The 22,395-nt window shown below is 31.3% G+C and carries 19 protein-coding genes; 14 read left to right on the top strand and 5 right to left on the bottom strand.

The window, feature by feature from the left end; genetic code table 11:
- Positions 1-67 precede the first annotated feature (67 nt).
- A complete protein-coding gene (locus ABD939_RS09380) occupies positions 68-1,624 on the bottom strand; it encodes a DEAD/DEAH box helicase (protein WP_345167529.1) in 1,557 nt (518 codons plus the stop codon).
- A gap of 169 nt (positions 1,625-1,793) precedes the next feature.
- On the opposite strand from ABD939_RS09380, the gene ABD939_RS09375 reads away from it, so the two are divergent.
- Together ABD939_RS09375 and mgrA are read left to right on the top strand one after the other, a co-directional pair.
- Positions 1,794-4,100, top strand: a complete 2,307-nt coding sequence (locus tag ABD939_RS09375) for a S9 family peptidase (RefSeq protein WP_345167526.1) — start codon at positions 1,794-1,796, stop codon at positions 4,098-4,100.
- A gap of 99 nt (positions 4,101-4,199) precedes the next feature.
- Positions 4,200-5,213 carry an L-glyceraldehyde 3-phosphate reductase gene (gene mgrA, locus ABD939_RS09370; RefSeq protein WP_345167523.1) on the top strand — a complete coding sequence of 338 codons (1,014 nt, stop codon included), beginning with the start codon at positions 4,200-4,202 and terminating at the stop codon, positions 5,211-5,213.
- A gap of 6 nt (positions 5,214-5,219) precedes the next feature.
- Here mgrA and ABD939_RS09365 read toward each other — a convergent pair whose 3' ends face one another.
- A complete protein-coding gene (locus tag ABD939_RS09365; protein ID WP_345167520.1) occupies positions 5,220-5,900 on the bottom strand; it encodes a hypothetical protein in 681 nt (226 codons plus the stop codon).
- 581 nt (positions 5,901-6,481) lie between these two features.
- Here ABD939_RS09365 and ABD939_RS09360 point away from each other — a divergent pair.
- From ABD939_RS09360 to ABD939_RS09350, 3 genes are all read left to right on the top strand, one after another.
- Positions 6,482-6,823, top strand: a complete 342-nt coding sequence (locus ABD939_RS09360; protein WP_345167517.1) for a hypothetical protein — start codon at positions 6,482-6,484, stop codon at positions 6,821-6,823.
- Between the two features lie 101 nt (positions 6,824-6,924).
- Positions 6,925-7,059, top strand: coding sequence for a hypothetical protein (locus tag ABD939_RS09355; protein ID WP_345167514.1), 135 nt, complete (start codon positions 6,925-6,927; stop codon positions 7,057-7,059).
- A 66-nt stretch (positions 7,060-7,125) separates the two neighbouring features.
- The gene (locus tag ABD939_RS09350) at positions 7,126-7,683 is read left to right on the top strand and encodes an ExbD/TolR family protein (protein ID WP_345167511.1); all 558 of its coding nucleotides are present in this window, start codon (positions 7,126-7,128) and stop codon (positions 7,681-7,683) included.
- A 2-nt stretch (positions 7,684-7,685) separates the two neighbouring features.
- Here ABD939_RS09350 and ABD939_RS09345 read toward each other — a convergent pair whose 3' ends face one another.
- Positions 7,686-8,018, bottom strand: coding sequence for a 3D domain-containing protein (locus ABD939_RS09345; RefSeq protein WP_345167508.1), 333 nt, complete (start codon positions 8,016-8,018; stop codon positions 7,686-7,688).
- A 146-nt stretch (positions 8,019-8,164) separates the two neighbouring features.
- Here ABD939_RS09345 and ABD939_RS09340 point away from each other — a divergent pair, with 146 nt between their 5' ends.
- Entirely contained in the window at positions 8,165-9,475 is a 1,311-nt protein-coding gene (locus tag ABD939_RS09340) for a dipeptidase (RefSeq protein WP_345167506.1), read from the top strand.
- Here the strand turns inward: ABD939_RS09340 and ABD939_RS09335 are convergent.
- Entirely contained in the window at positions 9,472-11,466 is a 1,995-nt protein-coding gene (locus ABD939_RS09335) for an alpha-ketoacid dehydrogenase subunit alpha/beta (protein ID WP_345167503.1), read from the bottom strand. The two genes, ABD939_RS09340 and ABD939_RS09335, sit on opposite strands and share 4 nt — an antisense overlap.
- 131 nt (positions 11,467-11,597) lie before the next feature.
- Between ABD939_RS09335 and ABD939_RS09330 the strand changes: the two genes are divergently transcribed.
- The 6 genes from ABD939_RS09330 to ABD939_RS09305 all read left to right on the top strand — a co-directional run bounded on the left by ABD939_RS09330 (position 11,598) and on the right by ABD939_RS09305 (position 17,005).
- A complete protein-coding gene (locus ABD939_RS09330; protein WP_345167500.1) occupies positions 11,598-12,548 on the top strand; it encodes an isopenicillin N synthase family dioxygenase in 951 nt (316 codons plus the stop codon).
- 5 nt (positions 12,549-12,553) lie between these two features.
- Positions 12,554-12,880, top strand: coding sequence for a translation initiation factor (locus ABD939_RS09325; RefSeq protein ID WP_345167498.1), 327 nt, complete (start codon positions 12,554-12,556; stop codon positions 12,878-12,880).
- Between the two features lie 4 nt (positions 12,881-12,884).
- Positions 12,885-13,826, top strand: a complete 942-nt coding sequence (locus tag ABD939_RS09320; protein ID WP_345167495.1) for a DUF1835 domain-containing protein — start codon at positions 12,885-12,887, stop codon at positions 13,824-13,826.
- Complete coding sequence (locus ABD939_RS09315) at positions 13,816-14,685, top strand: nucleoside phosphorylase (protein WP_345167492.1); 870 nt, start codon at positions 13,816-13,818, stop codon at positions 14,683-14,685. The genes ABD939_RS09320 and ABD939_RS09315 overlap by 11 nt, the downstream gene beginning before the upstream one ends.
- A 12-nt stretch (positions 14,686-14,697) precedes the next feature.
- Positions 14,698-15,552 carry a substrate-binding domain-containing protein gene (locus ABD939_RS09310; RefSeq protein ID WP_345167490.1) on the top strand — a complete coding sequence of 285 codons (855 nt, stop codon included), beginning with the start codon at positions 14,698-14,700 and terminating at the stop codon, positions 15,550-15,552.
- A gap of 79 nt (positions 15,553-15,631) precedes the next feature.
- A complete protein-coding gene (locus ABD939_RS09305) occupies positions 15,632-17,005 on the top strand; it encodes a TlpA family protein disulfide reductase (protein ID WP_345167488.1) in 1,374 nt (457 codons plus the stop codon).
- Positions 17,006-17,046: 41 nt separating this feature from the next.
- Here the strand turns inward: ABD939_RS09305 and ABD939_RS09300 are convergent, their stop codons facing one another.
- A complete protein-coding gene (locus ABD939_RS09300) occupies positions 17,047-18,603 on the bottom strand; it encodes an NAD(P)H-hydrate dehydratase (protein ID WP_345167484.1) in 1,557 nt (518 codons plus the stop codon).
- A gap of 346 nt (positions 18,604-18,949) precedes the next feature.
- Between ABD939_RS09300 and thrA the strand changes: the two genes are divergently transcribed.
- Positions 18,950-21,394 (top strand): bifunctional aspartate kinase/homoserine dehydrogenase I, encoded by a 2,445-nt coding sequence (thrA, locus tag ABD939_RS09295; protein WP_345167482.1) that lies wholly within the window; start codon positions 18,950-18,952, stop codon positions 21,392-21,394.
- 70 nt (positions 21,395-21,464) lie between these two features.
- Positions 21,465-22,388: a homoserine kinase gene (locus tag ABD939_RS09290; protein WP_345168474.1), complete on the top strand. Its 924-nt coding sequence runs from the start codon at positions 21,465-21,467 to the stop codon at positions 22,386-22,388.
- The last annotated feature ends 7 nt before the right edge of the window (positions 22,389-22,395 follow it).

Genomic DNA, 22,395 nt, shown 5'->3' with positions numbered 1-22,395 from the left:
ATTTTTAAGAATAGAAACGTAATTTATAAAAATTTAAAACCAAAATGTATAAAAAAGGAAATTTTAATTAATCCTCTGGAGGATATCCATGAATTTGTTCAAAAACGTCATCAAAATTAGTACGTAAATAAGAATTTAATTTCTTTTTGTAATCGCCTTTAAGCCATTCAACAAAATTGTATGTGCTCTTGCTAATGCATTTTGTGTAACGACCAATTCTAAAATCAATATCATCACCTAATTTTTTTGCAAGTGCTAAAGCATCATAAACATCTTCACTATTTTCAATGCAAATTTTACCGTGTTGTTCTATTGAACGCTCTAAAACTACTTTTGAGGATTCGCCTGCTCTAATAGAATCAACATAGCATTTTTGAATATCAAAATAGACTTCTTTTGATTTAGAGAACTCTGAACGAAGTGCATCGGGCATTTCGTATCGGAAATTACTCTCCAGTTCTTCATCACTTAAAATAGCATCTAAATAGTAGTTTGGCGACCTAAAAATACGTTGCCAATCTAAATCGTCTCCCCAGGGACCAAAACGATGGAAATTGTTTCCTAAATCTAAAACTTGAAACGTTTTTTTATCTTTTAAAATACGAGAACCACGTCCTATCATTTGGTAATAAAGGGTTAACGATTTTGTTGCTCTATTTAAAATGATACTCTCAACTGTTGGCTCATCAAATCCTGTGGTTAAAATACTTACAGATGTTAATATGGCATCAGGCGTTTTTTTAAACCACTTTAAGATCATGGCACGCTCCTTTTTAGTATTGGTATTATCTAAATGCGCTACCGGATACCCTGCTCTTCTAAAAGTATCGTAAACATGCAAAGAAGTGTTAATTCCATTGTTGAAAATTAACGTCTTTTTACCTTTAGAACGTTCTTCGTATGCTTGAATAAGTTTTGTAAGCATATCGTTTGCGGTATATAAATCTTCAGAAGATTTTACTGTATAATCCCCATTAGCACCAACAACCAATGAAGTTAATCCTACATTATAAGAGAACATTTCTGCTCGTGCTAAAAATCCGTTTTCAATTAACGATTCTATACTTTCTCCAACAATAAGTTCATCATAGTTATCAGTCATTGGCAGTTCCATGCTTGAACTTAAAGGTGTTGCTGTAACTCCTAAGATGAATGACTGACTAAAAAATTTAAATAATTTGGTGAAAGAATTGTAATGCGCCTCATCAATAATTACTAAACCAATATCAGAAATATCAAGTTTATCATCATTTAAACGGTTGTTTAAAGTTTCAACCATAGCTACAAAACAACTATACTCCGCCTGATCGCTTAAATCTGCTTTACTATCAACTACTTTGTTAATTACACCAAATTCTGTAAGCATGTTTGAGGTTTGCTTACACAACTCTATACGATGTGTCATGACCAAAACTTTCTTTTGGTGGTGCTTTAAATATTGTCTAACAATTTCTGAGAAAATAACTGTTTTACCTCCACCTGTTGGTAATTGATATAGTAAGTGATAATCATCGGGAGATTCTTCAAAAGCCTTGAATATCTTATCTATAGCCCCTTTTTGATAACTATATAAATTTTTTCCCTCAGCTCTTTCTTCTAATTCAATAGTTGATATTTTCGACATATTTTAAATTTATAGACGTGCAAAAATAACACCTTTAAAGGGTTTTTAACGACTATTTATTGTGAAAATTTAAATAAATATTAAAGTCGTTTGTAACAAAAAATAGTTTTAAGCTTCTAACAGTAATATTTATTAGTAAAATAAATCATTAATCATAAAATCGTTAAAAATGAAAACTAGTATTTTAAAATTCAGTAGTGCTTTTTTTCTATTTGTATGTGCTACATTGCAAATAGGTGCTCAAGAAATAACCGGCTCTTGGGAAGGAAAATTATCAGTTCAAGGAACCGAAGTGCCTCTTGTTTTTGATATTAAAAAGGATGCAGATACTTACTCATCTACCATGGATAGTCCGTCACAAGGTGCAACAGGTATTCCAATGGACGAAACTACTTTTGTAGACAATACCATCACCATTAAATTTGTTAAAGCTGGAATTAAGTATGTTGCAAGTTTAAAAGAAAACACGTTAGATGGTACATTTTTCCAAGGTGGTATGGAATTCCCTTTAAGCTTAAATAAAACCACTAAAACCTTACCTGGGGATACTTCACTGCCAACATCTGATGCTGACTTAGAAAAATTGGCTAATTGGAATCCTACTAACTACAAATATTCTGTAAAAGATTATTTTGCTAGACCTAAAGCTAGATCTTTTAGCTTTTCACCAAATGGAACTTATTTATCTTATAGAGAAAAAGATGAGAATGCAAAAAACCATGTTTATGTTAAAAATCTTGAAACTAATGAAGTTAAAAAGGTAATTGAAGAAAAAGAAGAGTTAATAAGAGGCTTTGGATGGGCAAATGATAATCGTTTAATTTATGTTATGGATAAAGGTGGTAACGAAAACTACCACTTGTTTGCAGTAAATATTGACGGTACAAACCAAAAGGAATTAACACCCTTTGATGGTGTTCAAGTTAGCATTCTTGAAGGTTTAAAAGAGGATAAAGACCATATGATTATTTCTATGAATAAGAACAATCCACAGATCTTTGAGCCTTATAAAATCAACATTATTTCTGGCGATTTAGAGCAACTATACAAAAACGAAGATCCTGCAAATCCAATTAATGGTTACCAATTTGATAAAGACGGAAAATTAAGAGGCTTTGCAAAAATGAGAAATGGTGTAAACGTAGACTTATATTACACTTTAGATGGCCAAAATTATGAGGTTATGAAAGAGCTAAGTTGGAAAGATAGCTTTAGTATTGCATCATTTAATTATGCATCAGATAACCCACATGAAGCCTATGTGATTTCTAATTTAGATAGCGACAAAACTCAAATTTATTTATACGATTTAAAAGAAGATAAAGTTTTAAAAAAGTTATTTTCAAATGATGATTATGATGTTTCTGGTATGGGTTTATCAAGAAACAGAAACTACGAGTTAGATTATTTTACTTACGAAGGAGAAAAGAGATACATTATCCCTGTGAGCAAATACTATAAAAAATTACACAAAAGAATAACTGATAAATTCCCAGGTTATAACTATTCCATTCCAGATGCAACTGATTATGAAAGTAAGTACTTAATTTATTTACAAAGCGATAAGTTATACGGTAAATACTATTCTTATGATGCTAAGAAAGATGAATTTAAATTGTTGTACGATTTAATGCCTCATCTTATTGAAAGTGATATGGCCGAAATGCGTCCAATCTCATTTAAAAGTAGAGATGGCAAAACTATTCATGGTTATATAACATTACCAAAAGAAGCGCTTAATGGCGCTAAAGTACCAGTAGTTGTAAATCCACACGGAGGGCCTCAAGGTATTAGAGATTCTTGGGGTTTTAACCCAGAAGCGCAATTATTTGCCAGTCGTGGTTACGCTACTTTACAGGTAAACTTTAGAATTTCTGGTGGCTACGGACGTGAGTTTTTAGAATCTGGTTTCAAACAAATTGGTAGAAAAGCTATGGATGATGTTGAAGATGGTTTACAGTATGTTATTGATAAAGGTTGGGTTGATAAAGACAATGTAGCAATTTATGGAGGAAGCCATGGTGGGTATGCTGTTTTAAGAGGCTTGACAAAAACACCAGATTTATATGCCTGTGGTGTAGATTATGTTGGTGTTTCTAATATTTTCACATTCTTTGAATCGTTTCCAGAATATTGGAAACCATACAAAGAAATCGTAAAAGAAATTTGGTATGATTCAGATATTCCTGAGGAGAAAGCAATTATGACAGAAGTATCTCCTGTTTTTCAAATAGATAAAATTAAAAAACCATTATTTGTAATTCAAGGTGCTAACGACCCACGAGTAAATATTAACGAATCTGACCAAATTGTAGCAGGATTAAGAGAAAAAGGCTTTGATGTACCTTATATGGTAAAATATGATGAAGGTCATGGTTTTGGTAAAGAAGAAAACAGAATAAAACTTTATGAATCTATGATGGGTTTTCTTGCTAAAAATTTAAAAAAAGAGATAAAACAACCTTTAAAAGATTAAGTAAAAAGTATAATTAATATTTTAAGACCTCCTTTATTGGAGGTCTTTTTATTTTTATCAAAAAACTTATTTTATTTTTGCATCAAAATTATTCCTAAAATGCAAATCAACGATAAAAGTCAAATTACCGAATACAAAGCTGCAGAGAATCGTTATCATACTATGACTTATAATCGTAGTGGTAAAAGCGGTGTGTTATTGCCTGCGATTTCATTGGGTTTATGGCATAATTTTGGTTTTGTAGATAGCATTCAAAATGCAAGGGCTATTTTACGTTGTGCATTCGATTTAGGAATTACACATTTCGATTTAGCAAACAATTATGGTCCACCCTACGGCTCTGCTGAAGAAAATTTTGGTACCATATTCAATAAAGATTTTAAAAATTATAGAGATGAATTATTTATTGCCACCAAAGCAGGTTACGATATGTGGCCTGGTCCTTATGGTAATTTAGGATCGCGAAAATATTTAATATCAAGTTTAGATCAGAGCTTAAAACGTATGAATTTAGACTATGTTGATGTTTTTTATCACCATCGTCCAGACCCAGATACTCCTATGGAAGAGACAATGGGAGCTTTAACAGATATTGTGCGCCAAGGAAAAGCATTGTATGTAGCTATATCAAATTATAACCCAGCTGAAACACAAAAGGCAGCAGCGTTATTAAAAGCATCTAACACGCCGTTTATATTACATCAAGCAAGATATTCTATGTTTGACCGTTGGGTTGAAGATGGGCTTTTAGATACCTTAGAAAAAAACGGAGTAGGCTGTATTACCTTTTCACCACTAGCACAAGGTATGCTTACTGATAAGTATTTAAATGGGATACCTAAAGACTCTAGAGCAGCTAAAGATTTAACATATTTAAATACAGAAACTGTAAATAACAATATTGATAAAATTCATCAATTAGCTGAAATTGCTAATAATCGTGGGCAAAAACTATCGCAAATGGCTATTGCTTGGATTTTAAGGCAACCTCAGGTTGCATCGGTGCTTATTGGTGCAAGTTCAACAAACCAATTAAAAGAAAATGTAAAGGCGTTGGATAATTTAGAGTTTACTTCTGAAGAATTGCAATTGATTGATAAGATTGTTTCTTAAGGATTACTATTCCTTTACGATGATAATAGTAGCTTTTACACCAGTAGCCAAATTCCATTGGTTGTGCGACACTAAATTACCAGTATCATCAACTACTCTAAATTCTGCTGTGTTTGGGCCAGAACTTCCTTGATTTAATGCTAAAAAATCTATTTTATTAAAACCCTTTTGCAAATCTAATTTAAATCCTTTGAAGCCTCCTGTTAGATAAACACGAGGTTGAATAATATCATCATTAACTAAAACCTGAATAACATCACCGTCTGTAAAACCGTGGTCTCTATAAACGACATTTACAAATTTAGCACCACTTTTAAAATCGCCTAAAAACTGATTTGTTGTACTACCATTACGTCGCTCTACTTCTTCAGGAGATAATTTAACATCCTCTATATTTTTATTTATTTGTTTTACAAAAAGCTCACCAGGATTTCCAAAATTTTCTTGCGGAAACATTGAAAATTCCTTTTTGGGTAAGTTTAGATTAGTTGATATTTTGGGTGCATTTAAAGGATTTATACTTTTATTATTCTCAATAGGTTTTGAGGGTACTAATGGGCTTAAGTCTGCAGAATCCTTTTTACTCTCCACAGCAGGAATAGTGATGGATGTTTTCTTATTATCAATTTGTGAAAAAACCGATAATGTAAAAAACAACATTACGAAAAATGAAAAATAAAGTTTCATCTGTTTTTTGTCTTTTATACTTTAGACCGCTATCCTATTAATTTATAAGATAAATCAAAGATATTTTTTTATGTTGAAATCGTCAACAATGTTATTAATATTTAGGATTTAATTAATACAAAAACCATACCTAACGTTTTTTTGTCGCATTTAATCCCTCACATTTACGTTCAAATCACTCCTATTTTCAAATTTATAGTTAAAAAATGTTAATTTATTACTTTGCTATACATAGTACTGTAACATTTTTTATTTATCGTCGTCTACTTAGTATAACAATCAAAAAACAAAACAATTATGAGAACTTTAAACAACAATCAATTAACAGGAACTTTAACTGAAACTAAAAGTAACCAGTGGAACACAAAAAGACGTTATAGATAAAAATAACGTCTTTTTAAACCAAACTCTTTCATCAATCAAATTTAAAAAAACATAAAATCATGAGAACGTTAAACAGCAATCAATTAACAGGAACTTTAATAAAAACTAAAAGCAATCAATGGAATACAAAAAGACGTTATAGATAGAATAGCATCTTCTTAAACCAAAATCATTCATCAATCAATTAAATCAAAAAAATGAACCTAATCAAAACATTATTATTGGCTACAATAATTTCTTTTAGTAGTCAAATCTCAGCAAGTACAGATAATCCATCTGACAATTTAAAGTCGGTGACAGAACAAATTGAAACATATTTAAAATTTTCAGAAGTGAAAGTTTATGATGATGTAATAGTTAATATTAAATTCAAAATAAATGAAAATAATATAATTATAATTATTTCAAGTGATTCAAATAACTATGATATTTCAAAGTTTATTAAAACAAGGTTAAATTCAAAAAAACTTTCAATTAATAAAACAAACAACTACAGGTTTTATTCTATTCCAGTAAAATTTAAGGCAACAGTAAAATAAACAAAATAAAAAGTAGTTTATAGTAACAAAAGACGCTACTACTAAAGTAGTGTCTTTTTTAAACTAAAATCTTTCATCAATCAAATCAAAAAAAAATCAAAATGGAATCTTTTCCCAGAATATCGAAACGTTTGGATATTATTACAAATGAAAATTTAAATAATTGCAGACGAATTCTAAACTTTCATAATACAGACACAACTATTTGGAAAGGCTGTAAACGTTATGCGCATTAATTAAATTGGTCTTTTATGGTATTGTTTTTGTGACACTTAGCGCATATTAACATATAAACTATAATTATGAGACGTTCAAATTTAATGCCTGAAGTTAATGCGGGGTCTATGGCAGACATCGCATTTCTATTACTAATTTTCTTTTTAATTACGGCTGCTATTCCTAAAGATAAAGGAATTACCAGAAAACTACCCGCAGAATGCCCACCTGGAGTTATTTGTGAAGGAGATATTTTTGAAAGAAACCTTTTAAGAATTTCAATTAATTCCAATGACGAAATAATGGTTGAGGATAATGTTATTCAATTAAACGAACTTAAAAACATTACAAAACAATTTATTGATAATAACCGAGACGAAAGTTGTAATTATTGTGAAGGAATGAAAGAAGAATCATCATCTGACAACCCTCAAAAAGCAGTAATATCGTTACAAAATGATAGACACACATCTTATAATCAATTTATTAAAGTTCAAGATGAGTTGACCAAGGCTTATTTTGAATTACGAAAAGTTTACGCAAAAAAAGTATTTAATAAATTACCCGAAGACTTATCAAAAGAAGAATTACAAAAGGTAAAAGATGCCTATCCTTTTATTTTATCGGAAGCTGAAACGAAGTAGTGTTATTCAATAATTGGAGTACCATAATCGATACAAACTTTTTTACGGCCCCATAATTTTGCGGCTTTAATATCAACCCCCATGTAAATATCAATTTTGTTTTTCCAACGCGAATGCATTTTATCTTTAACTAAATACACCCCTTCAAGACCATCAATTTTGACAGGGGTATTATGCCTTAAGCCTAGTTTAAGTAAATCTCGCGATACCGCTATATACTTCAATCCTGGTCTTAAACTATCTCCAAAAGCAGTAATATTAGGATCAGAATCTGTTTGATACTTTAATGAATTATATGCCGTTGCAGTAACCTCTAGAGATTGCCAATTGTACAACTCTTTTGGTACTTTCTTACAACTAAAAACCAATAATATTATTACACAAAACCTGAAACACATAAACTAAATATACAAATTTCGCACTATTACTATTTATTTGTAATTTGTATCTTCACAAACTAACACCAATTACTATATTACAAATGCGGTATTCCATTTCTATTTTTCTTATTTTATTATCTTTTTTTTCTTGTAAAAATGAATCAAAATCTTCTGAAACTTCCACTATGAATAATGATTCCATAGCTTTAATAAATCGAGCAAAATCTATTCACGAACGGGTTATTACTTTAGATACCCATTGTGATATAAATGTTAAGAACTTTACAGATTCTATAAACTATACGCAAGATTTAGATACACAAATAACATTACCTAAAATGAAATCTGGCGGATTAGATGTGGCTTGGTTTATAGTTTATACAGGACAAGACACTTTAAGTGCCGAAGGTTATAAAAAAGCATATGAAAATGCCATGAGTAAATTTGATGCCATACATAAATTAGTAACAGAAATAGCACCAAAAGATATTGAATTAGCAACAACATCAGCAGATGTTAAGCGTATTACTAAATCTGGAAAAAAAGTAGCCATGATTGGAATAGAAAACGGTTACCCTGTTGGCTTAGATATAAGTAATGTTGAAAAATTTTATAACCTAGGTGCACGTTACATGTCGTTAGCTCACAATGGACATAGTCAATTATCTGATAGTAATACTGGTGAAGCTGATGGTGTTTGGCTACACAACGGTTTAAGCGATTTAGGGAAAGACGTTATAAAAGAAATGAACCGATTAGGAATGATGATTGATGTCTCACATCCTTCAAAAGAAGCCATGAAACAAATGATTGAATTAAGTAAGGCTCCTATTATCGCATCTCATTCTTCAGCTAGAACTTTGTGCAACCACAGTAGAAATTTAGATGATGAGCAACTAGAACTTATGAAAGAAAATGGTGGTGTTGTGCAAACTGTTGCTTTTCAGTCGTATTTGAATGAAGAAAAAAATGATGCCAGAAACGAAGCCATTAAATCTATTAGAATTGAAATAGCAGATTCACTTGGTGGAAAATGGTACAATTCGAAAGAGCGACAATTATTAAATAACGAAGAAAAAGAAAAGTTTTACAGTATTAGAGCACAAGTGAGAAAACTGGCTAATGAAAAAGCAAGAAAACTACCTAATTTCCCTCCAATGGTTGATGTATCAGATTTTGTTAATCATATTGATTACTTAGTAGAAAAAATCGGAATTGCTCACGTTGGTATAAGTAGTGATTTTGATGGCGGAGGCGGAATTGAAGGTTGGAGTGATGCTTCAGAAACCTTTAATGTTACATTAGAACTTGTAAAACGAGGTTACACAGAAGATGAAATAGAAATGTTATGGAGTGGTAATTTGCTTCGTGTTTTAGATGAAGTTGAAGCAGTAGCAAAAACTATAAATTAATAGTTTGATAATTCTTTTAAAGCTGCTTCAAATCTATTCTTCGGAAGATATTGCTGTTCTAACTGACTAGCAAAAGGAATAGGTGTTTCAATACTCGCTACGCGTTTTACCGGTGCATCAAGATATTCAAAACAGTTTTCCATAATTAAAGATGAAATATCACTAGCTATACCACCAAAAAGAGAGTCTTCCTGAAGAATAATTGCTTTTCCAGTTTTCTTTACAGAGTTGTAAATAGTTTCTGTGTCTAAAGGTTGCAGTGTTCTCAAATCAATCAAGTCTGCAGAAATATCTGAGTTGTTTTCTAAAGTATTCAAGGCCCAATGTATTGCAGCTCCGTAAGCTATAATAGTGATGCCCTTACCCACTTTTAAAACAGATGCTTTACCAAAAGGAAGTGTGTAATAATCTTCAGGAACATTTTGTCTTACGCTTCTGTACAATCCTTTATGCTCAAAAAATAACACAGGGTTTGAATCGTTAATAGCTGTATTTAAAAGGCCTTTGGCGTCATAAGGAAATGCTGGGTAAACTACTTTTAAGCCAGGTGTTTTAGTAAACCAAGCTTCATTTGTTTGTGAGTGAAACGGACCTGCAGCTACACCACCTCCGCAAGGCATTCGTATGACAACATCTGCATTTTGACTCCACCTGTAATACGATTTTGCAAGATAGTTTACCACAGGATTAAAACCAGATGTTATAAAATCTGCAAATTGCATTTCCACAATACTTTTCATCCCTGCAATACTAAGTCCCATACCAGTTTCTATAATAGCAGATTCGCATATAGGTGTGTTTCTAATACGGTCTTTACCAAAACGTTCTAAAAAACCATCAGTAATTTTAAAAGCTCCACCATATTCTGCTATATCTTGCCCCATAATAATCAAGTTATCATGTCTTTCCATACTTTGTTTCAAACTCTCTGAAACAGCATCAATTAAACGTATTTCTTTAAATTTTGAATTCGATTTAACTTCTTGATATTTAAAATCTTGATAAACATCACTTAATTCTTTGGTTAAATTTGGAACAATAGCGTCTTCGTTAAAAGAAATCTCTAAATGCTCGTTAATTTCATGTATTATATTTTCTTTTATTTCAACTTCTTCGCTTTCAGTAAGTAGCTTTTTGTCTTTTAAAAATGCTTGAAGATTTAATAGTGGATCTCTTGCTGCCCAAGTATCCATGAGTTCCTGCGGAACATATTTTGTTCCACTAGCCTCTTCATGTCCTCGCATTCTAAATGTTTTAAATTCTATTAAAACAGGTCGCGGATTTTCACGAACGCTTTTAGCAATCTCATTTACTTTTGTGTAAACTTCTATGACATTATTGCCGTCTATAATATGTGATTCTATACCGTAGCCAATACCTCTATCAGCAATATCGTTGCAATTATATTGCTCGTTAGTTGGAGTTGATAAGCCATAGCCATTGTTTTCTACACAAAACAAGACCGGAAGTTGCCAAACTGAAGCTACATTTAAGGCTTCATGAAAATCACCTTCACTAGTTCCACCTTCACCAGTAAAAACAGTTGTTACTGCTTTTTCTTTTGTTAATTTTGATGCTAAAGCAATACCATCTGCTACACCTAATTGAGTACCTAAATGAGAAATCATACCAACAATTTTATATTGTTGTGTTCCAAAATGAAAAGATCGATCTCTACCTTTTGTAAATCCAGAAGCTTTTCCTTGCCACTGGGCAAATAAGCGATATAAAGGAATATCTCTAGTTGTAAAAACCCCTAAATTTCTGTGCATAGGTAAAATATACTCATCATTTTTCATTGCCATAGTAACCCCTACAGAAATGGCTTCTTGACCGATACCAGAAAACCACTTACTTATTTTACCCTGCCTTAAAAGAATGAGCATTTTCTCTTCTATCAGCCTTGGTTTTAAAATATTTTTATAGAGTTTTAATAGTGTATCATTATCTAACCCGCTTCTGTCGTATTCTATATTTATTGAGGTTTTCATAAAAAAGATATCGTTTCTTTATCAAATATAATTTAAAAGCAACAAATTATAATACAAAATCGAAGATTGTCTAAAACAAAATTTTCTAATGTTTTTGTACATTTGTAATGCACGTTAATAAATTTTTCTACATGAATAGTATACCAAGTGTCGATTTAAATAATTTTCTTTCAGATGACTTAAACGAAAAGCAAAAGTTTGTTGATGCTATTGGTAAAGCTTATGAAGAAATTGGTTTTGTAGCGTTAAAGGGGCATTTTCTAAACGATATTTTAGTTGAGAATTTATATAAAGAAGTTAAAAACTTTTTCAATTTATCAACCGATACCAAACAAAAATATGAAATTCCAGGAATTGCAGGTCAACGTGGCTATGTATCTTTTGGAAAGGAAAGTGCCAAAGGAAAAAAAGAAGGCGATTTAAAAGAGTTTTGGCATTTCGGTCAATATGTTGAAGATAACGATAAATTAAAACAGGAATACCCTGATAATGTAATAGTTGAAGAACTACCTGAATTTAACAAGGTTGGAAAGGAAACTTATAAAATGCTTGAGAAAACAGCTAAATATGTTTTAAGAGCTCTTGCGTTATACTTAGGTTTAGAAGAAATGTATTTTGATAAATATATACACAACGGAAATTCTATTTTACGTCCTATTCATTACCCTCCCATAAAAGAAGAACCCAAAGAAGCTGTTAGGGCCGCAGCACATGGCGATATTAATTTAATTACGCTTTTAATGGGTGCTCAAGGACGTGGTCTACAAGTTAAAAACCACAAAGGTGAATGGATTGATGCCATAGCACAACCAGATGAATTGATGATAAATGTAGGCGATATGTTATCTAGGCACACCAATAATAAATTAAAATCTACAATACATAGAGTTGTAAATCCTCCAAAAGAACTTTGGGGAACTTCACGTTATTCCATACCATTTTTTATGCACCCAATTAGCGACATGAAATTAGATGTACTAGACAGTTGTGTTGATGAGGGAAATCCAAAAAAGTTTGACGACATTACTGCTGGAGCCTTTTTAAACGAGCGCTTAGTGGAACTTGGACTTATTAAAAAGTAAACGTGATGGATTTACAAGACCAACTTAAAAATCTATTTCCAGACCATATTCAAGAAGAATCTACTGAAAAAGAAGTTGAAGACAATATTTGGATGCAAGATGACCCTATACTCTGTAAATACGAAAAAAGAAAAGGAAAACCAATCACTATTCTTGAAGGTTATACAGGCGCAACCGAGGATTTTAAAATTTTAGCAAAGGAAATTAAAAAAAAACTTAGTGTTGGTGGTAGTTTTAAAGATGATAAAATTATTATTCAAGGTGATTACAGAGATAAAATTATGCAAATCTTAAAAGATAAAGGGTTTAATGTAAAACGTGTTGGCGGATAATGTTATGAATAAACAACCTTTACACATTACCAATGGTAATGCTTTAACAAAAAAACTTAACGAGCTAGGTTTTGAAGGCGATAAACTAATATGGCAAGAATTACTATGTGAAGGCCCAACGATAGAGCATATAGATTCAAAAGATTTCTTAGATATTAGAAAAGAGTTTTTTAGTAACTTTTACAATATTGATTTAGATATTAATAAAATTCAACAGGAATTTGATAAATTAAATCATCCTGAAAGCTATTCAGAAATAATACTTTGGTTTGAGTACGATTTGTTTTGCCATATAAATATGGTAGCAGTTATAAGTCTTATAATGCAAAAGAAAATCGATCTTCCTTTGTATTTAGTATGCAGTGGCAGAATTAACAATTCTAAAAATTTAAAAGGTTTGAGCGAACTATCTTTTAACCAATTAATAGCACATTTTGATAAAAAAACGCTTTTAAAACCCTCTGATATTGAATTAGCCACCACTATTTGGGGTATTTATTGTGGTATAGACCACAATTTGTTTAAACCATTTATTGTTCAATCTTCCTCTTTCGAGTACTTGAGCAATTGCTTAAAGGCACATTTAGAACGATTTCCAAATTCTATTGATGGTTTAAATAATATAGAACGAAATATCTTAGAGATTATAAAAAATGAAGCCATAACATCGAAACATCATTTATTAGGTTATGCGTTAAACTACCAAGGGTATTATGGGTATGGCGATTTGCAATTATCTAGAATTATAGATCAATTAGAAGTGTTTTTTACTGTTAATGATGAAAGTATTGTATTAAATAGAAAAGGACATGAAGCACTAATTGGCCAACATAATTTTGCTCTCGAAATTGATAATAAAATAGTTTATGGAGGAGTAAACAGAATAGATTTTCAATTTAGTAAATCTGAAAACAAACTTATTAAATCTGTTTTAAATGCCAATTAAAGAATCGGAGCTTATTTTAAATCCAGACGGCAGCATATATCATTTAAATTTAAAGCCTGAAAACATAGCTGATACCGTTATTTTCGTTGGAGATCAAAATAGAGTAGAAAAAGTTACAAAACATTTTGATTCCATTGATTTTAAAACAAGTAAACGAGAATTTAAAACCCATACTGGTACATACAATAACAAACGAATAACCGTTATTTCAACTGGTATTGGTCCAGATAATATTGATATAGTTTTAAACGAATTAGATGCCCTAATTAACATTGATTTAAAAACAAGACAGCCTAAAAAAAAATTAAAATCTATTGATATTATTAGAATTGGAACATCTGGTTCGCTACAAAAAAACATTCCTGTAGATTCCTTTCTATTAAGCACACACGGATTAGATATAAATGGAATGCTTCACTCCTACCAAATAAATAAAATAAACAACACTAGTATTGAAAATGCTTTCATAAAGCACACTAATTGGAGTAATGTAAAAGCAAAACCTTTAATTATTGAAAATAGTAAAACGTTAGAAAAACGTTTTGAAAACTATAAAATTCATAAGGGAATAACGATTACTGCTGGAGGTTTTTATGGACCACAAGGTCGCAAACTTCGTTTAAATCTTCAAGATGAAAATCTGAACAATAAAATTGACTCATTCAATTATAATAATTTGTGCATTTCGAATCTTGAAATGGAAACATCAGCTATTTATGGATTATCAAAGTTGTTGGGTCATAATGCGTTATCACTTAACGCCATAATTGCCAATAGAGCTAATGGTACATTTAGTAAAAACCCAGGAGAAGTTATTGAAAACTTAATTGAATATACCCTTAAAAAAATTACAGAATAAATAATCGGATTGATGAAGAAAGTTAATATTGGTGGCGTGCCAGAACATTTTAATTTAGCATGGTATTTAACCTTAAAAAACGGTGAGTATAAAGACAAGGATATTAACCTTAGGTGGCATGATTATTATGGAGGCACGGGTGCCATGTGTAAGGCACTTAGAAGCGGAGATATAGATATTGCAGTAATTCTAACCGAGGGAATAATTAAAGATATAATAGCCGGAAACCCAAGTAAAATTGTACAAACATTCGTAGAAACACCTCTGGTTTGGGGTGTTCATGTAGCAGATAAATCTAGCTATAATAAAGTTGAAGATTTAAAGGGAACAAAAGCAGCAATTAGCAGATATGGTTCTGGCTCTCATTTAATGGCATACATTAATGCTGAAAACCATAATTGGGATTTAGAAAAAGATTTAGATTTTGAAGTTATTAAAAACTTAGATGGCGCTGTAGAAGGTCTAACTAATGGCGATGCCGATTATTTCTTATGGGAAAAGTTTACAACCAAACCATTAGTAGATGATGGTGTTTTTAGACGAATAGATAACTGCCCTTCACCATGGCCTTGCTTCGTTATTGCTGTGAGAGAAGACTTCATTAATTCAAATAAGAAAGATTTACAAACCATTTTAGATATCATAAACAACTCAACTGTAGATTTTAAAAATATTCCAAGCATAGATAGAACAATTGCCAATCGTTACGAGCAACAGTTAGAAGATGTTCAAGAATGGCTGAGCATTACTGAGTGGTCCCAAAGCTTAATAGATAAAAAAACTATTATGACTATTCAAAAAGAACTTTTTGCTTTAAACATAATCCCTGAGGTAGTTGATTATGAAACACTTACTCATAAACTTTAAAACAGTGTTAATAATTACTAAAATATATTGCTGAGACTAATTAAAATATTAATTTTAAAAAATACATAAACAATAACTCATGAAAAAATTACTAATTCTAGCTTTAATAATAACGATTTCAGCTTGCAAAGAAGAACCAAAAGTTGACTACACTGTAGTAACAGGAAAAATAACAAATAAGGCTTCTGGCGATTTTTCAATACAAAGTTTCGACAGAACTTTTGAGAAAACCCTTGAAGTTTCAGAAGATGGTACTTTTGCCGATACGCTTACAGTAGATGGTAATTCTTATGTGCTTTATGATGGTAAAAACCCCATTTTTATGCATTTAGAATCTGGTTACAATTTAAATGTTACCTATGATGCAACAGATTTTGATAATACCCTTACTATTACAGGTAAAGGTTCAGAAATAAATAATTATCTACTTTCAAAACGAAAAAACCAAAAAGAACTTTTTGGAAATTCTAAAGACACTTACAGTCTTGATGAAGCTGAATACAAAGAGAAAATGGGTAGTATAAAAGACACTCAGTTAGCTTTATTAGAGAGTGTAAAAGGAATCCCTGGAGACTATTTAGAAAAAGAAAAAAGAAATTTAAATTATTCATATTTATATAAATTGAGTGATTATCAGGGTGCACACAGATACTTTACTAAACAACAAGATTTTGAAGTAACAGAAGGTTTCTTAAATGAATTAGAAGGTTTAGATTACAATAGTGTTGATGATTTTGAATTCTCGCAAGACTATAAAAGACTGGTAACAAGTAATTACAGAAAAGAAGCTACAGATTTATCTAAAAAGGATTCTATCGAAAATGATATTGCATTTCTAAAAACAGTAAGTTCTATTGATAATGAGGTAATTAAAAACGGACTACTGTTTGACCATGCTACTTTTGGTATAACATATACAAAGGACTTAGATACTTATTATAATACATATATGGCAAATTCTACAGATGATGACAACAATGCCATAATTACCGAAAAATATAATAAACTACAAGCTTTAAATGCTGGTAAACCTTCACCTCAGTTTGTGAACTACGAAAATTATAAAGGTGGAAAAACATCGCTTTCAGATTTAAAGGGAAAATATGTTTATATAGATGTTTGGGCAACTTGGTGTGCACCTTGTTTAGGCGAAATTCCTTCATTGAAAAAAGTAGAAAAACAATTTCATGATAATAACATAGAATTTGTAAGTATCTCTATTGATAAATTACCAGACCATGAGAAATGGAAAACGATGATTGAAGAGAAAGAGTTAGGAGGCGTTCAATTATTTGCAGATAACGATTGGAAATCTAAATTTGTAACAGACTACCAAATTGAGGGAATTCCACGATTTATTCTTATAGATCCTGAAGGTAATATTGTTGATGCTAATGCACCTAGACCTTCAAATTCTAAACTCACAGAGTTATTTACTGAATTGAGTATTTAAAAAAATGTTTTAAATAGAAAAGCCGCTAATTGCGGCTTTTTTTATTGTTCATTTCCGTCTTCTGGATTTTGCTGTGGTGGCTGCTCTGGCTGTTTAAACAAATCCAAATAAGCTTCACCTAAATAATCAATAACATGGCTTGCTATTAAACTTTGATAACCAAAATCTTCAATAGCAATGTCTGCCGATTTTCCATGTAAATACACACCAAATATGGTAGCTGTAAGTGGATGATAATTTTGTGAAATCAAGCCTGTAATAATACCCGTTAAAACATCTCCGCTACCAGCAGTAGAAAGTCCGGGATTTCCTGTGGTATTAACATAAAGTTTATCCTCAAAAACAGTAATAGTATTGGCGCCTTTAATAATTATAATAAGTTTGTGTTTTTTAGAAAATGTTTTGACCTTTTTAAGTTTATCAAAATCATCTTTCCAAGTTCCTATTAAACGTTCTAATTCTTTTGGATGCGGAGTTAAAACAGTTGCTTCAGGTAATAATTTTAGCAAAGTTTTCTTTTTAGAAAGAATATTTATGCCATCAGCATCAATAACCAAAGGTGCTTTATTTGTTTTTAAAAATGCTTCAAAGGCTTTAATAGTATCTGTATCTGTCCCAACACCTATGCCTAAGCCAATTACAGTTGGCTCTATATCAAAACTAATAGATGTTATTTTTTCTTCATTAGTATCGGTAATCACCATAGCTTCTGGAAAAGATGCTTGCAAAGGTGTATAACCACATTTAGGAACAAAAGCAGAAATTAATCCTGCTCCGGCAGATAAAGCGGCTCTACTAGCTAAAGTTACAGCTCCTATTTTCCCATAGCTTCCGCCTATAATTAGTGTATGACCAAATTGTCCTTTGTGTGAAAACTTTTCTCTAGGAATGTAATTTGGCAATACTTCATGCTTACCAATTAATTCGACTTCAGTTTCTGTAGTAAATAAAAATTCTTGGTCTAAGCCAATATCCAGAACCTCCCATTGCACAGTATATTTAGCTGTTTCTGGCAAAAAGAAAACTAATTTTGGTGACGCAAAACTTAATGTAAAACCTGCCCAAACTACAGCATCTTCATCTTCAATAGCTTTATCAGGAAATAATCCTGAGGGTATATCAATGGCTAGAGTAAAGGCTTTACTGGCTCTAAAATGTTTAAATAAATTCTTAACCCATTCATCTACTGGTCTATTTAATCCAATTCCAAATACAGCATCAACAATAATATCATCTGGATTAATTTCAGGAAAATCTTCAGCACAACTTAAAAGTACGGGCCACTTTTTTGTAACATTTTTAATTCTATCGTAATTAATGAGAAAATCTTTTGAGCGCTTATCGCTACAATTGATAATAAATGTATTAACATTATACCCATGAGTGATTAAATGGCGAGCTAAAACAAGTCCATCGCCACCATTGTTACCAATACCACAAAACACATGAATTGGTACTTGTGCACCTTGCATACGCATGTGCATCCAATTAAAAATTTGCGTCCCCGCACGTTCCATCAAATCGGTTGAAGATATTTGTTGCTTCTCAGCTGTTAACTTATCGCCTGCGTAAATTTGCTCTTTAGAGAATATTTTCATCTATATTTTAATTGTTGTTTTTTCAGTTCTTAATATGGATTGTTGTTTTTTTTCAATCAAAATCCATTGAATATAAGAATACTGTAAAAAAAATATTTTAGTTTTTTTATAAGGCTAAAAGTAATACTTTTGGAGGGTATTATATAACATTAATGAATCATTTCAACCAAAATACACTTACAATTGTTTCTTTTTTCTCAAAAGGAACTACGTCTACTTTTGGTACAACTACAAATATCACAACCCTTTGGGGTTACTAGTTATATATATTCCGCAGACTATTTTTGTAATTTATAAGAATTACAACATTTCAAGCATTATTTTTAATTATTCAAGGTATTAAAACATGAAGGTTTTAAAATTCGGAGGAACTTCAGTAGGTTCTTCAAAAAACATAAATAACGTCATCAGTATTTTAGAAAACTACGGAAAAGATGATTCTATAGCATGTGTAGTTTCTGCAGTTGGTGGTATTACAGATAAATTATTATTAGCAGGAAAACAAGCTCAAAATAAAGACAGAGATTTTGTTAAAACGTTTCAATTTATCAAAGACAAGCATTTAAGCATTATTAAAGAGTTAAATCCAGATAATAATAGTGCTATTTTAGAATATGCCGAAGAAAGGCATAACAGTTTAAAAAACTTATTAGAAGGAATATTTTTAATAAATGAATTATCACCTAAAACTTCTGACAAACTTGTGAGTTATGGAGAGCGATTATCCTCTTTCATTATTGCTGGAACAATGAAAAATAGAGGCTTATCTGCAGATAGGAAAAACTCACAAGAATTGGTAATTACCAACTCCAATTACACCAAAGCTGAAGTTGATTATTCTATTACAAATCAAAATATAAAAAGCTATTTTGAAACAGCCACACAAAACATTACTATTTTACCCGGATTTGTAGCTAGTTCTAAAACTGGTGAGCAAACAACACTTGGTAGAGGTGGTTCAGATTTTACAGCAGCAATTATTGCAGCAGCTTTAAATGTTGATCAATTAGAAATTTGGACAGACGTAAGTGGTATGTTTACTACCAATCCAAAAATGGTAAAACAAGCCTACCCTATTGATAAAATATCGTACCAGGAGGCTATGGAATTATCACATTTTGGAGCAAAAGTATTATACCCTCCAACTGTGCAACCAGTATTAAGTTTAGGTATTCCTATTCATATAAAAAACACCTTAGAGCCTGAAGCTGTTGGTACAATTATTTCAAATGAGGAAATAAAATCTTCGTCGCCAGTAAAAGGAATTAGTAATATTAACAACATCGCTTTGTTAACCTTAGAAGGCACCGGAATGGTTGGTATACCTGGGTTTTCCAAACGATTATTTGAAACATTATTACAAGAAAAAATTAATGTGATTATGATTACTCAAGCCTCATCAGAGCATTCTATTTGCTTGGGTATAGAAAATAAAGATGCAGATAAAGCAAAGGAAGCCATTGATGTCGTTTTTGAAAATGAAATTGCATTGGGGAAAATTGAACCTATAATTATTGAATCTGATTTATCGATTATAGCTTTAGTTGGTGACAACATGAAAAACCACCAAGGTATAAGTGGAAAGATGTTTAGTAGTTTAGGCAAAAATAATATTAATATTAGAGCGATTGCTCAAGGTGCTTCGGAGAAAAACATAACTGCAGTTATTAATGAAAAAGATGTAAAAAAAGCACTTAATACTTTACATGAGCAGTTTTTTGAAGCAAAAACTAAACAACTTAATGTATTTATAACAGGAGTTGGAAATGTTGGTGAACGCCTTGTCGAACAAATAAAACAGCAAAAAAAATACTTAAAAGAAAACCTGAAAATTAATCTTAGAGTTGCAGGATTATCAAATTCTAGAACTATGATTTTTGATGAAACAGGTCTTAATTTAAAAGATTGGAAAATGCAACTGGCTAATGGAGAACAAGCCTCTTTACAAGGATTTTTTGAAAACGCAAAAGCATTGAATTTACGTAATAGCATTTTTGTTGATGTTACTGCAAATAAAGATATTGCAGAATTATACCCGCAATATCTTAGAGAAAGTATTGCTATTGTAGCTTGTAATAAAATTGCTTGCTCAAGCGAATTAAATAATTACAAAGAATTAAAAAGATTATCATTAAAATACAATGCACCATTTTTATTTGAAACTAATGTAGGTGCCGGTCTACCAGTCATTGATACATTAAGTAATTTAATTGCTTCTGGTGATAAAGTAAACTCAATTCAAGCTGTTTTATCTGGAAGTTTAAATTTTGTATTTAATAATTTTACCAATGAAACTAAGTTTTATGATATTGTAAAACAAGCTGGTGTTGAAGGGTATACAGAACCTGACCCAAGAATTGATTTAAGTGGTGTTGATGTAGCTAGAAAGATTTTAATTTTGGCCAGAGAAAGTGGTGTAGAAATGAATTTAGAAGATATTGAAAACACATCATTTTTATCAGAAGCAGGTTTAAAAAGTGATACTGTTGATGATTTTTATAAAACATTAATTGCAGATGAGGCACATTACCAGAGCTTATATGCTTCCGCGAAAGCGAACAACTGTCAATTAAAATATGTTGCTAAATTTAATGATGGTAAAGCAAGTGTTGGTTTACAAGAAATTCCTGAAGGCCATCCATTTTACAATTTAGAAGGTAGTGATAACATTGTTATGTTTTATACAGAGCGATACCCTAAACAACCAATGATTATTAAGGGTGCAGGTGCTGGAGCAGACGTAACAGCTTCTGGATTATTTGCTGATATTATTAGATTAGGAAACGATTAATAATATGGAATTACACAAAGAAAGTAATATTTCTTGCTCCAGTGCAGCCGAAAATTATTTAATAGAAAAGATGAACAAAATAAAAATATTTTCTCCTGCAACCGTAGCCAATGTATCTTGTGGTTTTGATGTTTTAGGCTTTTGCTTAGACAGTATTGGAGATGAAATGGTAATAAGAAAGGTTGATAAAAAAGGCATTGCCATAACTCGAATCGAAGGTTTTGATTTGCCTTTTGAAGCAGAATTGAATGTGGCTGGGGTATCTGCATTAGCCATGTATAATTCACTTGACTTAAGTTTTGGTTTTGAAATCGAAATCTATAAAAATATAAAACCAGGAAGTGGTATAGGTAGTAGTGCAGCTAGTGCCGTTGGTAGTGTTTTTGGCATGAATGAGCTTTTAGGTAGACCATTCAGCAAAACACAATTAACAGAATTTGCAATTAAAGGAGAAGCTTTAGCTAGTAAATGTGAACATGCTGATAACCTTGCTCCTGCACTTTTTGGAGGATTTACATTGGTAAAAAGCGTTTCGCCTTTAAAAATTTTAGAAATTCCATCTCCAGATGATTTATACGCCACAATTATTCATCCTCAAATAGAGATTAAAACTTCTGAATCTCGAGCTGTACTTCCAAAAGAAGTCCCTCTCAGTGATGCGATTGAACAATGGGCAAATTTAGGAAGTTTAGTTCATGCTTTACACACAAGCGATTACGAATTAATTAGCCATTCTTTGAGAGATGTAATTATAGAACCATATAGAAGTCAATTGATTCCGTATTTTGATAACGTTAAAGAAGCTGTTTTAAATGTTGGTGCACTTGGTGCTGGAATTTCAGGTTCTGGCCCTTCAATTTTCTCATTAAGTAAAGGATTGGATACAGCCAATAAAGTAAAAGACGCTATGCATGATGTATATTCTAAAACAGATATAGCATTTGACATACATGTGTCGAAAATTAATGCCAATGGTGTAAAAATTATAAACTAAACGTTTA

This window comes from Algibacter aquimarinus, assembly GCF_039543265.1.
GTDB lineage: Bacteria > Bacteroidota > Bacteroidia > Flavobacteriales > Flavobacteriaceae > Algibacter_B > Algibacter_B aquimarinus.
This window is presented reverse-complemented; position numbering and strand designations above follow the sequence as displayed.

Bases quoted from the DNA above. Each gene is read 5' to 3' on its own strand.
- ABD939_RS09380 (WP_345167529.1), bottom strand. From the start codon at position 1,624: ATGTCGAAAATATCAACTATTGAATTAGAAGAAAGAGCTGAGGGAAAA.
- ABD939_RS09375 (WP_345167526.1), top strand. From the start codon at position 1,794: ATGAAAACTAGTATTTTAAAATTCAGTAGTGCTTTTTTTCTATTTGTA.
- mgrA (WP_345167523.1), top strand. From the start codon at position 4,200: ATGCAAATCAACGATAAAAGTCAAATTACCGAATACAAAGCTGCAGAG.
- ABD939_RS09365 (WP_345167520.1), bottom strand. From the start codon at position 5,900: ATGAAACTTTATTTTTCATTTTTCGTAATGTTGTTTTTTACATTATCG.
- ABD939_RS09360 (WP_345167517.1), top strand. From the start codon at position 6,482: ATGAACCTAATCAAAACATTATTATTGGCTACAATAATTTCTTTTAGT.
- ABD939_RS09355 (WP_345167514.1), top strand. From the start codon at position 6,925: ATGGAATCTTTTCCCAGAATATCGAAACGTTTGGATATTATTACAAAT.
- ABD939_RS09350 (WP_345167511.1), top strand. From the start codon at position 7,126: ATGAGACGTTCAAATTTAATGCCTGAAGTTAATGCGGGGTCTATGGCA.
- ABD939_RS09340 (WP_345167506.1), top strand. From the start codon at position 8,165: ATGCGGTATTCCATTTCTATTTTTCTTATTTTATTATCTTTTTTTTCT.
- ABD939_RS09335 (WP_345167503.1), bottom strand. From the start codon at position 11,466: ATGAAAACCTCAATAAATATAGAATACGACAGAAGCGGGTTAGATAAT.
- ABD939_RS09330 (WP_345167500.1), top strand. From the start codon at position 11,598: ATGAATAGTATACCAAGTGTCGATTTAAATAATTTTCTTTCAGATGAC.
- ABD939_RS09325 (WP_345167498.1), top strand. From the start codon at position 12,554: ATGGATTTACAAGACCAACTTAAAAATCTATTTCCAGACCATATTCAA.
- ABD939_RS09320 (WP_345167495.1), top strand. From the start codon at position 12,885: ATGAATAAACAACCTTTACACATTACCAATGGTAATGCTTTAACAAAA.
- ABD939_RS09315 (WP_345167492.1), top strand. From the start codon at position 13,816: ATGCCAATTAAAGAATCGGAGCTTATTTTAAATCCAGACGGCAGCATA.
- ABD939_RS09310 (WP_345167490.1), top strand. From the start codon at position 14,698: ATGAAGAAAGTTAATATTGGTGGCGTGCCAGAACATTTTAATTTAGCA.
- ABD939_RS09305 (WP_345167488.1), top strand. From the start codon at position 15,632: ATGAAAAAATTACTAATTCTAGCTTTAATAATAACGATTTCAGCTTGC.
- ABD939_RS09300 (WP_345167484.1), bottom strand. From the start codon at position 18,603: ATGAAAATATTCTCTAAAGAGCAAATTTACGCAGGCGATAAGTTAACA.
- thrA (WP_345167482.1), top strand. From the start codon at position 18,950: ATGAAGGTTTTAAAATTCGGAGGAACTTCAGTAGGTTCTTCAAAAAAC.
- ABD939_RS09290 (WP_345168474.1), top strand. From the start codon at position 21,465: ATGAACAAAATAAAAATATTTTCTCCTGCAACCGTAGCCAATGTATCT.